The organism is Bordetella hinzii LMG 13501 (assembly GCF_001548475.1).
GTDB lineage: Bacteria > Pseudomonadota > Gammaproteobacteria > Burkholderiales > Burkholderiaceae_B > Bordetella > Bordetella hinzii.
Genome location: NZ_LRUJ01000021.1, coordinates 24,345 through 36,988 on the forward strand (window position 1 = coordinate 24,345; position 12,644 = coordinate 36,988).

13 protein-coding genes are annotated in these 12,644 nt (G+C 69.4%); 9 read left to right on the top strand and 4 right to left on the bottom strand.

Annotated features, from left to right (window positions below; genetic code table 11):
- Window positions 1-3: 3 nt before the first annotated feature.
- Genes AXA74_RS14525 through AXA74_RS14540 form a run of 4 tightly spaced genes read left to right on the top strand, consistent with a single transcriptional unit; the run spans window position 4 to window position 3,611 of the window.
- Complete coding sequence (locus tag AXA74_RS14525; RefSeq protein WP_029581026.1) at window positions 4-834, top strand: carbohydrate ABC transporter permease; 831 nt, start codon at window positions 4-6, stop codon at window positions 832-834.
- Window positions 835-838: 4 nt separating this feature from the next.
- Window positions 839-1,783: an aldo/keto reductase gene (locus tag AXA74_RS14530; protein ID WP_029581027.1), complete on the top strand. Its 945-nt coding sequence runs from the start codon at window positions 839-841 to the stop codon at window positions 1,781-1,783.
- A 20-nt stretch (window positions 1,784-1,803) separates the two neighbouring features.
- On the top strand, window positions 1,804-2,523 hold the full coding sequence (locus AXA74_RS14535; RefSeq protein ID WP_029581028.1) for a ribonuclease activity regulator RraA: 720 nt from the start codon (window positions 1,804-1,806) through the stop codon (window positions 2,521-2,523).
- A 17-nt stretch (window positions 2,524-2,540) separates the two neighbouring features.
- Window positions 2,541-3,611 (top strand): ABC transporter ATP-binding protein, encoded by a 1,071-nt coding sequence (locus tag AXA74_RS14540; protein WP_032979268.1) that lies wholly within the window; start codon window positions 2,541-2,543, stop codon window positions 3,609-3,611.
- Window positions 3,612-3,641: 30 nt separating this feature from the next.
- Here the strand turns inward: AXA74_RS14540 and AXA74_RS14545 are convergent, their stop codons facing one another.
- Genes AXA74_RS14545 through AXA74_RS14555 form a run of 3 tightly spaced genes read right to left on the bottom strand, consistent with a single transcriptional unit; the run spans window position 3,642 to window position 6,802 of the window.
- Window positions 3,642-4,568, bottom strand: a complete 927-nt coding sequence (locus AXA74_RS14545; RefSeq protein ID WP_032970708.1) for a ketopantoate reductase family protein — start codon at window positions 4,566-4,568, stop codon at window positions 3,642-3,644.
- A gap of 14 nt (window positions 4,569-4,582) precedes the next feature.
- Entirely contained in the window at window positions 4,583-5,755 is a 1,173-nt protein-coding gene (locus AXA74_RS14550) for an enolase C-terminal domain-like protein (RefSeq protein ID WP_032962005.1), read from the bottom strand.
- Between the two features lie 57 nt (window positions 5,756-5,812).
- The gene (locus tag AXA74_RS14555) at window positions 5,813-6,802 is read right to left on the bottom strand and encodes a Bug family tripartite tricarboxylate transporter substrate binding protein (RefSeq protein WP_032970709.1); all 990 of its coding nucleotides are present in this window, start codon (window positions 6,800-6,802) and stop codon (window positions 5,813-5,815) included.
- A gap of 154 nt (window positions 6,803-6,956) precedes the next feature.
- On the opposite strand from AXA74_RS14555, the gene AXA74_RS14560 reads away from it, so the two are divergent.
- The 4 genes from AXA74_RS14560 to AXA74_RS14575 are packed head-to-tail and all read left to right on the top strand — an operon-like array spanning window position 6,957 to window position 10,677.
- The gene (locus AXA74_RS14560; RefSeq protein ID WP_029581033.1) at window positions 6,957-8,372 is read left to right on the top strand and encodes a 3-isopropylmalate dehydratase large subunit; all 1,416 of its coding nucleotides are present in this window, start codon (window positions 6,957-6,959) and stop codon (window positions 8,370-8,372) included.
- A gap of 1 nt (window position 8,373) precedes the next feature.
- On the top strand, window positions 8,374-8,982 hold the full coding sequence (gene leuD, locus AXA74_RS14565) for a 3-isopropylmalate dehydratase small subunit (RefSeq protein ID WP_032979269.1): 609 nt from the start codon (window positions 8,374-8,376) through the stop codon (window positions 8,980-8,982).
- Window positions 8,970-10,022, top strand: a complete 1,053-nt coding sequence (locus AXA74_RS14570; RefSeq protein WP_032955290.1) for a LacI family DNA-binding transcriptional regulator — start codon at window positions 8,970-8,972, stop codon at window positions 10,020-10,022. Before leuD ends, AXA74_RS14570 begins: the two co-directional genes overlap by 13 nt.
- A 31-nt stretch (window positions 10,023-10,053) precedes the next feature.
- Window positions 10,054-10,677: a glutathione S-transferase family protein gene (locus AXA74_RS14575; protein WP_029581036.1), complete on the top strand. Its 624-nt coding sequence runs from the start codon at window positions 10,054-10,056 to the stop codon at window positions 10,675-10,677.
- A gap of 49 nt (window positions 10,678-10,726) precedes the next feature.
- On the opposite strand, the gene AXA74_RS14580 is transcribed toward AXA74_RS14575, so the two are convergent.
- Window positions 10,727-11,488, bottom strand: a complete 762-nt coding sequence (locus AXA74_RS14580) for a DUF7822 domain-containing protein (protein WP_032961995.1) — start codon at window positions 11,486-11,488, stop codon at window positions 10,727-10,729.
- Between the two features lie 212 nt (window positions 11,489-11,700).
- Between AXA74_RS14580 and AXA74_RS14585 the strand changes: the two genes are divergently transcribed.
- The gene (locus AXA74_RS14585; protein WP_032979270.1) at window positions 11,701-12,474 is read left to right on the top strand and encodes a DUF2092 domain-containing protein; all 774 of its coding nucleotides are present in this window, start codon (window positions 11,701-11,703) and stop codon (window positions 12,472-12,474) included.
- Window positions 12,475-12,644 lie beyond the last annotated feature (170 nt).

Here is a 12,644-nt window from a genome sequence, read left to right on the forward strand (position 1 = left end):
CCGATGCGATCCCGTCTCACTTCCTGGATATGGACGTACGCCGCGCTGTTCGCGATGGCCGCCTATAACCTGCTGCCCTATTTCTGGATGGTGTCCTCGTCCCTGAAGACCGATCTGGAGGTCACGGCGGTGCCGCCCACCCTTTTTCCGCACGAGCTGACCACGGCCGCCTACCGCCGCATCTGGGAGCAGGAAGGCTTTGTGCGCTACTTCCTGAACAGCGTGCAGGTCTCGGCGGCCACCGCCCTGCTGTCGGCCGCGGCGGGGCTGTTCTGCGCCTATGGTTTCTCGCGCTTCCGTTTCCGGGGCCGCGAGTTGCTGATGATCCTCTTCCTGGCCAGTCAGGTCATTCCCGGCGTGCTGCTGGTCGGCCCCTACTTCAAGCTGGTGACGCTGGCCGGGCTCTATGACACCCATCTGGCGCTCATCCTGGCGCAGACCACCCTCACCCTGCCGTTCTCGGTCTGGATGCTCAAGGGCTATATCGACACCGTGCCCACCGAGATCGACCAGGCGGCCGAGATGGACGGCGCCTCCAAGCTGCAATGCCTGCGTTATTGCATCCTGCCCAACATCCTGCCGGGCCTGGTGGCCACCATGATCTTCGCCTTTCTGCTGGCCTGGGGCGACCTGCTATGGGCGCTGTGCCTGATCAACGATCCGGCGCGGCAGACCATGACGCTGGGCATCACCAACCTGGTCGGCCAGTTCCGTGTGCTGTGGTCGGACGTCATGGCGGCCACCGTCATCGGCTGCGCCATCCCGGCGTTTGCCTATGTCTTCCTCCAGCGCTATCTGGTCCAGAGTTCTGCCGGTTCGGCAGTCAAGGGGTAACGGCGTGCATGCTATCGATCTGCCCAATGGCGGCGGCCTCAGCGAGTTGATCCTGGGCGGCCACGAATACCTGCCCGATGGCCGCTCGCGCGCCTTCAACGAAGACATGGCCCGCGCCGTGATGCCGGGCGTGGTGTTCCCCGGCTTCGGCGGCCCGGGCCGCCTGGCGGTCCTGCGCCGCGCGCTCGACGCCGGCGTGCGCGCCTTCGACGTGACCATAGACTCCGAGAAAGAGGCCCTGGGCCGCAACCTGCGCCAACTGGGCGTGCGGGACGCGACCGTGCAGACGCGCCCGGAAGGCATGCTGTATGGCTACGATCCGGCCAACCGCAAGCTGGTCACCCCCGGCCTGCTGCGCGCCGAAGTGCGGCGCATCATCGACATGATGCAAGTGCCCCGGATCGACATCCTCAACATCGGCATCCTGCGCGACGCCCTGGACGCCGACGCGGCCTACCTGTCCAGGCTGGCCGACATCCTGGACGGCCTCAAACAGGAAGGCCTCATCGGTCACGCGGCGGCCGACAGTTTTTCGGGCGCGCGCTGCTATCTCGCCATGATCGCCTGCGGCGCCTTCGACAGCATCAATATCAATTTCAACCTGGCCGACGACCGCGCCTTGGACGAAGTCATCCCGGCCGCGCGGGCGCGCGGCATGCGGGTCGTCGCCCGCGAAATCTACCTCAAGGGCGAGCTGTTCCGCATTGCCCGCGACCTCGGCCTGCCCGCCGCCCAAGCCGCCCGCGCCGCCTACAAATGGGTGTTGAGCCGGCCCGGCATCGACGCCTGCATCCTCGGCGCGCAGGACGAGCTCCAACTGCAGGCCAGCCTCGACGCCCTGGCCTCGCGCCGGCTGGACAGCGACGACCTCGATACCCTGGACCGCCTATTCGCGGCCCCCGCCTTGCGGACGCTGCGCGAGAACAATCGCGCGCGTTTCCTCCTTTGACTCCACGAACCCACGACATCATGAGCAACCCAGTTTCCGACGCGCTTCGCCAGCAACTGTCCCAAGTCAGCATCGCCACGCTGTCCACGGCGCTGTTCAAGCGCGGCTTTCGCAACACCGTGATCCAGGGCGTCCTGCCCGTGAATCCGGGCGCGCCGCGCATGGTGGGCGCGGCCACCACGCTGCGCTACATCCCGTCGCGCGAGGACATCGACCATGTGGGCGTGTTCGCCGACCCGGAAAACGCCCAGCGCAAGGTCGTCGAACACATGCCGGCCGGCAATGTGCTGGTCATCGACAGCCGCGCGGACGCCGGCGCGGCCTCGGCCGGCAGCATCCTCATCAACCGCCTGAAGGTGCGCGGCGTGCGCGGCATCGTCACCGACGGCGGCTTTCGCGACACGCCGGAGCTCCAGGCGCTGGATTATCCCGTCTATTGCGCCCGGCCGTCGGCGCCCACCAACCTGACCCGGCACCATGCGGCCGACATCGACCTGCCCATCGGCTGCGGCGGCGTCCCCGTCTATCCGGGCGATGTGATCGTCGGCGACGCCGAAGGGGTGATCGTGATCCCGGCCCATCTGGTGCAGGAGATCGCCGACGAAGCCAGCGAGATGACGGTGTTCGAGGACTATGTGACCGAGCGCGTGCGCGCGGGCGCCAGCACCTTCGGCCTCTATCCGCCCTCGGAAGCCGCCAAGGCCGTGTTCGAGGCCTGGCAGCGCGACAACCACCGCTGAAACCGGAACGAGACATCATGGCATCCGTCGCCCTCGACAATATTGAGAAACGCTACGGCGATACCCACACCATCAAGGGGGTGAGCATCGATATCGCCGATGGCGAATTCGTCGTGCTGGTCGGCCCCTCGGGCTGCGGCAAATCCACTCTGCTGAGAATGATCGCCGGCCTGGAAGACATCTCCGGCGGCGAGCTGCGCATCGACGGCGAGCGCGTCAACGACCTGCCCGCCAAGTCGCGCGATATCGCCATGGTCTTCCAGAACTACGCGCTCTATCCGCACATGACGGTGTTCGACAACATGGCCTTTTCCATGAAAATGCGCGGCGTGGACAAGGCCGGCATCGCCCGCCGCGTGCAGGCCTCGGCCGAGATACTGGGCCTGCAGCCCTATCTGAAGCGCTATCCCAAGCAGCTGTCCGGCGGCCAGCGCCAGCGCGTGGCCATGGGCCGCGCCCTAGTGCGCGACCCCAAGGTGTTTCTCTTCGATGAACCCCTGTCCAACCTGGACGCCAAGCTGCGCGTGCAGATGCGCGCCGAGATCAAGAGCCTGCACCAGCGCCTCAAATGCACCACCGTCTATGTCACGCACGACCAGATCGAGGCCATGACCATGGCCGACAAGATCGTGGTCCTGCAGGACGGCGTGGTCGAGCAGATCGGCGCGCCCCTGGCCCTCTATGACGCGCCGGCCAATCTTTTCGTGGCGACCTTCCTGGGCTCGCCGACGATGAACCTGGTGCACGGCGCGGTGCGCGAGGCCGAGGGCGGCTTGCACCTGGCCACGCCCAAGGGCGCCTGCCTGCCCCTGCCCGAGGCGGCGCGCGCCCACCTGGGCCGGGACTGCGTCTATGGCATCCGGCCCGAACATCTGGCGCCGGCCGATGACGGCGTCGCGGTGGACGTCTCCGTGGTCGAGCCCACGGGCGCCGAAGTCCATGTGGGCGTCGAGCTGCACGGCCAGCCCATCACCTGGGTCTCGCGCGAGCGCGTGGCGCACAAGCCGGGCGACGCCGTGCGCCTGGCGCCGCGGCCCGACCGGGTGCATCTGTTCGACGCCGCTTCCGGCGAGCGCCTGGCCTTGTGACGCCCTCCAGGCCGGGCGGCCGCCCCGGGGCTAACCGCCGCCGCCGAAGCCGCGCTCGCGCTGCCTGACCAGCCGCGTGAGCGTCTGGTTCACGGGGGCGGTCATGCCGCATTTGGCGGCCTGTACCGGGATGGCCCCGTTGATATAGCCGATCTCGCTGACGCGCCCGCGCTCATGGTCCAGCATGACCGAGGGCTTGGCATCGCGGATGCGGTTGCCGAAAGCCCGCACATGCGCCACCGGGTCGGCGACCGCGATCGGCACGCCCAGCGCGCGCGCCACGGTCCAGGCTTCGGTGGCCGCGGCCTGGCTCACCAGGCTGACATCGGGGTCGTCCATGACGCCGCCTATGGTCAGGCCGCTCAAGGTGCACGGCGCGCTGTAGGCAACGTTGCAGATAAGTTTCTCCCATTGCATGGCCGCCAGGTCCGTCACCGCCTCGGCCGTGAATCCGGCCCCGCGCCAGATGTCGGCGATCCGCTCCACCTGCTCGGCGCGCAGGCCGGCATAGGCGCCCATGCGCACCGCCGACATGCCGTTGTGGTGCACATGCCCGGGCGCGGGCAAGGAGGCGCCGAAAGCCGCGGCGATCCCCACGGCCAGGCGGTCCGCGCCGATGGCGCCGGCCACGTCGTCGGCGCTGCCCAGGCCGTTCTGCAGGGTCAGCACCAGCGTATCGGGTCCGGCCATGGCGCGCGCCTGGGCCGCCGCCTCCGCGGCCTGGGCCGCCTTGACGGCGATGATGATCAGGTCGACCGCCTCCTCGGGAGGCTGGGTATAGGCCCGCAGGCGCACCGTGCGGTCGCCGCTGGCGCCCTCCACGCGCAGGCCGCGTTCGGCCATGGCGGCGATATGCTCGGCCCAGCGGGCGATGGCGATGACGTCATGGCCGGCCGAGGCCAGCAGGCCGGCGTAGACCGAGCCCATCGCGCCGCAGCCCATGATGGCGATTTTCATATGACGCTCCTTCTTCAGCGCGCGGCCAGCGCCGCGATGGACCCGGCCAGCTCCGGCTTTTGCTCCAGGCCGAAGCCCGGCGCATCGGTGGGCCGGACCTTGCCGCCGCCCAGCGCGCACTGGGGCGAATAGCCGCCGAAGGGCTGGAAGACGCCCGGATAGGCTTCGCAGCCGCCCAGGCCCAGGCCCACGGCGATATGCAGGTTGATCAAGTGCCCGCCGTGCGGATGCAGGCTGCGGCGGTCGAAACCGGCCGCCTCCACGGCCGCCAGCATCTTCAGGTATTCGGTCAGGCCATAGGACAGGCCGGCATCCATCTGCAGGATATCGCGTCCGGGCCGCATGCCGCCAAAACGCAGCAGATTGTTGACGTCGGGCAGCGAGAACAGGTTTTCGCCCGTGGCGATGGCGCCGCCGTAGGCCTGCGCCACCCTGTGGTTGAGCGCATAGTCCAGCGGATCGCCGATTTCTTCGTACCAGCGCAAGGCATAGGGTTCCAGGGCCCGCGCATAGGCCAGCGCGGTGGCCTCGTCAAAGCGCCCATTGGCGTCCACCGCCAGGTTGGCGCCCTCGCCGGCCACGGCCAGCGCCGCCTCGATGCGCGCCAGGTCATCGGCCAGGGGCGCGCCGCCGATCTTCATCTTGAACTTGCCGAATCCCTGGTCGCGGTAGGACTGGAACTCCTGCCGCAGGCGCTGCCGCGCATCGCCGCTGTCGTAGTAATAGCCGCCGGCCGCATAGACCTGGGCGCTTGCCTCGCCCACCGCGCGGCCCGCGTGGCGCGCAATCGTCAGATAGGCCGGCTCGTCGCGCAGCTTGGCGTTCAGGTCCCACAAGGCCAGCTCCAGCGCGGCCACGGCCGCCGCCCGGTCGCCATGGCCGCCCGGTTTTTCGTTGCGCATCATGACGGCGCTGGCGCGCGCCGGATCGAAGGCGCCGCCGCTGTCGTCCAGCAGCGCCTGGGGCGCGGCGGCCAGCAGTCGCGGGATGAAGCGCTCGCGCAACAGGCCCGGCTGGGCGTAGCGGCCGATGGAATCAAAGGCATAGCCCACCAGCGGCCTGCCCTGGCGGCGCACATCGCACTCGATCGCCACCAGGGAGACCGTGTGCTCGGCGAAGTTGACCAGCGAATTGGAGATATTGCCTTGGAGAGGGACTGACATTTCCCGGATGGCGGTGATGCGCATGGGGTGAGACTCTGCAGAGTTGAAGTAAGAAATCGGGGCGGCCCGCGCGGGGCGGTGTCATTGCACGGAGATGCCGGCCGCCTGGATGATTTGCGCCCAGCGCGCGGTATCGTCATGGATCAGCTTGGCGAAATCCTGGCGGCTGTCCACCACGGGCCAGGCGCCCAGCTCGATCATGCGCGCCTTCATGGCCTCGCCGCCCAGGGCCTGGCTGAGCGCGGCGTGCAGCTTGTCCAGCACCGGCACGGGCGTGCCGGCCGGGGCGAGCAGGCCATACCAGCTCGGGGAGTCGAAATCCTTCACGCCGCCCTCGGCGATGGTCGGGATGGCGGGCGCGCCCGGAAAACGCTGCCCCGAGGTCACGGCAATGGCTTTGAGCTTGCCATTCTTCAGGAAGGGATCGGCCACGGCCAGTCCGGTGACCAGCAGCGGGATCTGCCCCGAGACGATGTCGGCGATGGCCTGGGCGCCGCTCTTATAGGGGATATGGGTCATCTTCATGCCGGTGGCGCGGGCAAGCCGTTCGCCGACCAGGTGACCCATGCTGCCCGCCCCGGCGCTGCCGAAGTCCAGCGTGCCCCCCTCCTTGCGGTCCAGCGCCACCAGCTCGGGCAGCGTATCGGCCTTGAGCCGCGGGTTGGCCACCAGCACCAGGGGCACATTGGCGATGCGCGAGATGGGCGCGAAGTCGCTCTGCGGCTTGAAGGGCAGCTGCTTGTACAGCGAGGGATTGATGACCAGCGTGGCGTCGGCCGCGAAGAGCAGCGTATACCCATCGGGCGCGGCCTTGGCCACCGCATCGCTGCCGATGTTGCCGTTGGCGCCGGGGCGGTTTTCCACCACCACGGTCTGCCCCAGCGCCTCGCCCAGGGTCTGGCCCAGCATCCGGCCCAGGATATCGGTCGTGCCGCCCGCGCCGAAAGGCACGATCAGCCGGATGGGCCGTTCGGGGTAGCCGGAAGCCTGCGCCGGCGCGCCGCCCAGCGCCAGGCCCAGCGCCGCCACCATGGCCAGCGCGCGATTGCGGACTTGCTTGATGCCTTTCATCGATGTCTCCCTGCTGTTTTATCGTCGTGCTTATTTGATGCACACGTTTGCACTGAGAGGACTATAATCCTTGTCGTGCTGATGAATAACTACTCGTTTACCCGATTAAAAATTTAAAAATCGTTTTTCATACGTGTGCACCAAAGAGGGAAACATGACCCCATCCATCGCCCGCAGGCCGCAGACGCTGTTCGACAAGTTCTGGGCCAGCCACCATGTCGCCGAGCTGGAGGACGGCCGCAGCCTGGTGCACATCGACCGCCACCTCCTGCACGACCTGTCCAGCCCGCAGGCCTTCGACGCCCTGCGTGCCGCCGGCCGCCGCGTGCACAGTCCCGGACGCAACATCGCCATCGCCGACCACATCGTCTCCACCGCCCCTGGCCGCCAGGCCGAGCGCGTGCCCGGCGGCGACGCCATGCTGGACGCCCTGGCCGCCAATGCGGCCGAGTTCGGCCTGCGGCATTACGGCCCGGACCACCCGGACCAGGGCATCGTCCATGTGCTGGCGCCCGAGCTGGGCCTGGTGCTGCCCGGCATGACGGTGGCCTGCGGCGACAGCCACACCTCGACGCTCGGCGCCCTGGGCGCCTGGGCCTGGGGCATAGGCACCTCGGAGGCCGAGCATGTGCTGGCCACCCAGACCCTGGCCATGCGCCGCCCGGCCGCCATGCGCCTGACCCTGACCGGCGCCTTGCCCCCGGCCCTGAGCGCCAAGGACATGGCCTTGCATGTGCTGCGCCGCATCGGCGTGCGCGGCGCGCCCGTGGGCTTTCTCGAACTGGCGGGTCCGGCCATCGCCGCCTTGCCCATGGAAGGCCGCCTGACCGTCTGCAATATGGCCATCGAGGCCGGGGCGCGGGCGGCCGTCATCGCGCCCGACGCGGTCACGCTGCAATACCTGCGCCAGCACGCGCCCGAGGTCTGCGCCGATCCGCGTGCCGTGGCGGATTTCCAGCACTGGCGCAGCGATGCGCGGGCGCGCTATGACACCGAGCTGGCGCTGGAGCTGGCCCTGAGCGAGCCGCAGCTGACCTGGGGCACCGATCCCTCCCAGGTCGCCGGGGTGGGCGAGGCCTTGCCCGACCCGCAGCAGGCCGATGACAAGGCCGGCCGCGACGCGCTCTTGCGCGCCTACCGTTATATGGATCTCGCGCCGGGCCGGCCGCTGGCGGGCACCCCGGTGCAGTGGGTGTTCATCGGCTCCTGCACCAATGGCCGGCTGTCTGACCTGCGCGCGGCCGCGAGCATCGCGCAAGGCGGGCGGGTGGCCGCCGGCGTGCGCGCGCTGGTGGTGCCCGGCTCGCGGCGCGTCAAGCGCGCCGCCGAAGCGCTGGGGCTGGACCGCATCTTCATCGAGGCGGGTTTTGAATGGCGCGAGCCGGGCTGCTCGATGTGCGTGGGCATGAACGCCGATAAAGTCCCCGCCGGCCAGCGCTGCGTGACCACATCCAACCGCAACTTCGAGGGCCGCCAGGGCCCGGGCGCGCGCAGCCACCTGGCCAGCCCCGCCAGCGCGGCCGCCGCCGCCCTGGCCGGCCACATCGTCGATCACAGGGAATTGGTCTAACATGAAGCCCTTCCTCAGCGCCCACGGCAGCATGCTTCCCTTGAACCAGGACAACATCGACACCGATGCCATCGTGCCCCAGCGCTGGCTGGTGACCGTTGCGCGCAGCGGCATGGCCGACGGTTTCATGGGCGCCTGGCGCTATGACGAGCAAGGCCGCCCGCGTCCCGGTTGCGTGCTCAACCAAACGGCCTACCAAGGCGCGGCCATTGTCGTGGCGCGCAAGAACTACGGCTGCGGCTCCTCGCGCGAGCACGCGGTCTGGGCCCACCAGGAATACGGCATCCGGGCCATCGTGGCCGAGAGCTACGGGCCCATCTTCCACGAAAACTGCCTGAAAAACGGGCTGCTGCCCGTGACCCTGCCGGCCGCCGCCATCGAGGCGCTGACACGCCAGGCGCTGGCGCGGCCCGGCGCCGGCTGCACCGTGGACCTGGCCGCCCAGCGCGTCACCGGCCCCGACGGGCAGGCCTATGGCTTCGACATCGACCCCGGCCGGCGGCGCCTGCTGCTCGAGGGCATCGACGACATCGGCCTTGCCTGGCGCCGCGCCGCGGCCATCGAACGCTTCCAGACCGAACAGCAAGCACAAAGACCATGGCTGGCATAGTCGCCCGCACCAACGTCACCATCAAGGACATCGCCACCGCGCTGGGCATGTCGCACACGACCGTCTCGCGCGCCCTGGCCGATCATCCCAAGATCAGCGCGGCGACCAAGGCCAGCGTGCGCGAAGCCGCGCGCAGCATGGGCTATGTGCCCAACGGCACGGCGCAGAACATGCGCACCGCGCACAGCCCGGTCATCGGCCTGATCGTGCCCGATATCCAGAACGACTTCTATGCGGCCACGGCCAAGATCGTGGCCGACGCCGCCGCGGCGCGCGGCTTTCAGCTGGCGCTGAGCATCACCGAAGACAACCCCGAGCGCGAGCTCAATGACCTGCGCGCCTTCGTCGTCTCGCGCGCGGCCGGCGTCATCATCACACCCACCGTCTCGCCCAAGGCTGAAACCGTGGCCCTGCTCAAGAGTATCCACGCCATCCAGCTCATACGCCAGCACGCGGCCATGGAAGCCGAGGCCGTGGTCATCGACGAGCGGGCCGCCACGCGCGCGGCCGCCGAACACCTCATCAATTACGGCCATCGCCGCATCGCCTATGTGGGCACCACGACCGACCTGAGCTGCGGCGAGGACCGCCTCGAAGGCTTCCATGGCGCCATGCGCGACGCCGGCCTGGACGCCAGCCTGACGGCCGTAGGCCCGCCGCGAGTCGAATTCGCCCATCGGGCCGTGCATGGCATGATGGGCGGGGCCAAGCCGCCCAGCGCCCTGATCGTGGGCAGCTCGCGCCTGACCGTGGGCGCGCTCAAGGCGCTGCGCGGCCTGGGCCTGTCCTGCCCGGGCGACGTGTCCGTGGTCGGCTATGGCGATCCCGACTGGTTCGAACTGATCGGCGAAGGCCTGACCACGGTCGCCCCGCCCGTCTATCCGCTGGGCGCCTACACCATCAACCTGCTCCTGGCGCGCATCCACGGAGAATCCGAACCCGCGCGCGCCGGCCATGCCTGCCCCTCGCGCTTTCCGGCCACGCTCACCATACGCGGCTCGACCCGGCCCTACGCACCGCGAGGCCCGGCGGGCGGATAATACGGTTCCCCCCCACCACTCGAGGATGACGATGTCTCGCTGGACTTTCTACACGGCCCCCGGCACCTGCGCGCTGGCCACCCATATCGCCCTGCACGAAGCCGGCGCCGAGTTCGACCTGGTCAAGCTGGACATGTCGGCCAACCAGCAGCAAAGCCCGGCCTATCTGAGCGTCAACCCCAAGGGCCGCGTGCCGGCCCTGGCCACCGAGCACGGCGTGCTGACCGAGACCCCGGCCCTGCTGGCCTTTGTCGCCCAGCGCTTCCCGGCCGCGCGCCTGGCGCCGCTGGACGACCCCTTCGCCTTCGCCCGCATGCAGGAGCTGGCCAGCTACCTGGCTTCGACCGCCCACGTCGCGCACGCGCACAAGCGGCGCGGCGCGCGCTGGGCCGACGACCCGGCCGCGCACGAAGCCATGCGCGCCAAGGTGCCGCAGACCATGACGGCCTGCGCGGCCTACCTGGAATCGCAGATCGCCGGGCCCTGGGTGGCGGGCGAGGCCTACAGCGCCGTCGACGGCTACCTCTTCACCGTGGGCAGCTGGCTGGAAGGCGACGGCGTGGACATGAGCCGCTTCCCCAAGCTGTCCGCCTACCTGGCCCGCGTGGCCGCCCGCCCGGCCGTCCAGCGCGCGCTCGCCGAAGCGCAGGCCTGAACCCAAAGCCAGTCCATCGGACTGGCTTTTTTACCGCGCGGCGCGTCGCTCAGCCGGGCACGCCCTGCCCGGCTTCGTCGGGCTGGCCGCCCGCCAGGTCGTAGTACAGGACGTCGCTCCAGTACATGCCCAGGGAATAATCCGCCATCCGGGCGGGCGTGCCGTCGCAAGCGCGGTCCAGCCGCAGGCCGAAGAAGGCATCCAGCGGCGCCTCGCCCTTGTGCGTGGTGGCGGCTTGCAGCACCCGGGCGGCCTGATCGATATCGGCCGGCAAGGCGTCCAGGGCCGCGCCGGCCTGGCGGCAGCGCTCGATCTCGTCCTCCACCCTGGCTTTCAAGGCCTGCGGCTCGCCTTCGGCCATGACGTCCAGCTCCAGCGTTTCGAGCAGCACATAGCGGTCGCGGTGCGCGCGCAGGAACGCCAGCATGTCGTCCAGCCTGTCGCCTAGCGCCCGGGCCGCATCTCCCGTGGGTTCGGCCGGACCGAACAGGCTCTTGATCTTGCCCAGCACGGAAGTCGGCGGCGGCGGCGGGGGCTGGGCCCCGGGCAGTGTCTTGACGATGTCGGCAAAGCGCTGCACGCGCGCCAGGCCCGGCTCGAACGGGCTGGCGATGGCGTGCAGCGGCACGGCGGCGCCGTCGAGCGTGTCGGAGATCAGGCTGGCGCACAACCGCGGGTCGCCGCTGGCCAACAGGCGATACAGAAAGGGCAGCTCATATGCCCATTCGGACAGGCCGCTGACGGTCAGGGGGCGGTCATCGTGCGATGCCGGCGGGTGGCTGATGGCGAACAGATAAGAGCGATTGGCCATGGGGACTCCGTTGAACGGACGCATCGCGTTTATTCCATAGAATGCCGCGGGCGGCCAGCCCTGGTAGGTTCTTGATACAGAGCTTCGCGTCCTGTTGCGCCCGCCTCGATAGCGACATTGACGAAACCCGTCCGCCGCCGCAGACTGGCTGCGCGGCAGCCTTCTTGTCGCTGGCTTGTGTGATCCCGTGTATGCCCTGAACAGGATGTGCCATGTCTGAGCGAGTGAGTCGTTTTTGCCTGGCCGGCCTGCTGGCCGCCAGCGCCCTGGCCTGCCTGCCGGCGGCGGCCGCGCCACCTTCGGCGTCCACCGAGGACGCCGCCGCCCTGGCGGCGCTGGACCGCATGGGCCGCGCCCTGCGCGGCCTGCAGGATTTTCGCGTGACCGCCCGCAGCTGGGCCGATGTGGTCATGGACAGCGGCCAGAACATCTCGGTCAGCCATGAGACGGATTTGCTGGTCTCCCGCCCCCGCGGCCTGCGGGCCACGGTGCGCGGCGGCGGCGCCGAACGCGGCATGGTCTACGACGGCAAGACCGTCAATTTCACCAGCCGGGCCGGACAGGGCCCAGCCTACTACAGCGCCACCGCCGCGCCGCCCGATCTCGATGGGCTGGTGTCATGGCTGGCCACCCAATACGGGATCGAGCCGCCGCTGGCCGACCTGTTCTATTGGGGCCGCGTGTCCCAGGAGAACGTCGAGTCCGGACGCGAGATCGGCGCCGAACGCATCAATGGCGATTGGTGCCATCACTATGCCTTCCGGCAACCGGGCGTCGATTGGGAGATCTGGCTGCAGACCGGCGCCCGGCCGCTGCCCTGCCGGCTAGTGCTGACCGACACCGCCTATCCCTCGCGGCCGCGCTATGTGGTGGACTATCGCTGGGATCTGCGGCCCAGATTGCCCAAGGACGCCTTTGTGTTCCACGCGCCAGCCGGCGCGCAGCGCCTGCCGCTGCAGGCCGTGACCGCAGGAGAGCCGCGATGAGCAGACCCCGCTTGGCGTGTTGCGCACTGAGCGCGCTCTTGGCCGTGGTCAGCGCCGACGCGCTGGCCTTCCGGGCCATCGGCATGGCGCGCGGCAGCCTGCATGGCGCGGGCGGCTTTGCGCATTTCCAGGGAGGCGGCATGCACGAAGGCGGCCGCTTTGCCGGCGGC

Excerpts from the sequence above, each read along its gene's own strand:
- AXA74_RS14580 (WP_032961995.1), bottom strand. The coding sequence starts at position 11,488 with ATGGCCAATCGCTCTTATCTGTTCGCCATCAGCCACCCGCCGGCATCG.
- AXA74_RS14560 (WP_029581033.1), top strand. The coding sequence starts at position 6,957 with ATGACCCCATCCATCGCCCGCAGGCCGCAGACGCTGTTCGACAAGTTC.
- AXA74_RS14575 (WP_029581036.1), top strand. The coding sequence starts at position 10,054 with ATGTCTCGCTGGACTTTCTACACGGCCCCCGGCACCTGCGCGCTGGCC.
- AXA74_RS14535 (WP_029581028.1), top strand. The coding sequence starts at position 1,804 with ATGAGCAACCCAGTTTCCGACGCGCTTCGCCAGCAACTGTCCCAAGTC.
- AXA74_RS14540 (WP_032979268.1), top strand. The coding sequence starts at position 2,541 with ATGGCATCCGTCGCCCTCGACAATATTGAGAAACGCTACGGCGATACC.
- AXA74_RS14545 (WP_032970708.1), bottom strand. The coding sequence starts at position 4,568 with ATGAAAATCGCCATCATGGGCTGCGGCGCGATGGGCTCGGTCTACGCC.
- AXA74_RS14550 (WP_032962005.1), bottom strand. The coding sequence starts at position 5,755 with ATGCGCATCACCGCCATCCGGGAAATGTCAGTCCCTCTCCAAGGCAAT.
- AXA74_RS14525 (WP_029581026.1), top strand. The coding sequence starts at position 4 with ATGCGATCCCGTCTCACTTCCTGGATATGGACGTACGCCGCGCTGTTC.
- AXA74_RS14570 (WP_032955290.1), top strand. The coding sequence starts at position 8,970 with ATGGCTGGCATAGTCGCCCGCACCAACGTCACCATCAAGGACATCGCC.
- AXA74_RS14585 (WP_032979270.1), top strand. The coding sequence starts at position 11,701 with ATGTCTGAGCGAGTGAGTCGTTTTTGCCTGGCCGGCCTGCTGGCCGCC.
- leuD (WP_032979269.1), top strand. The coding sequence starts at position 8,374 with ATGAAGCCCTTCCTCAGCGCCCACGGCAGCATGCTTCCCTTGAACCAG.
- AXA74_RS14555 (WP_032970709.1), bottom strand. The coding sequence starts at position 6,802 with ATGAAAGGCATCAAGCAAGTCCGCAATCGCGCGCTGGCCATGGTGGCG.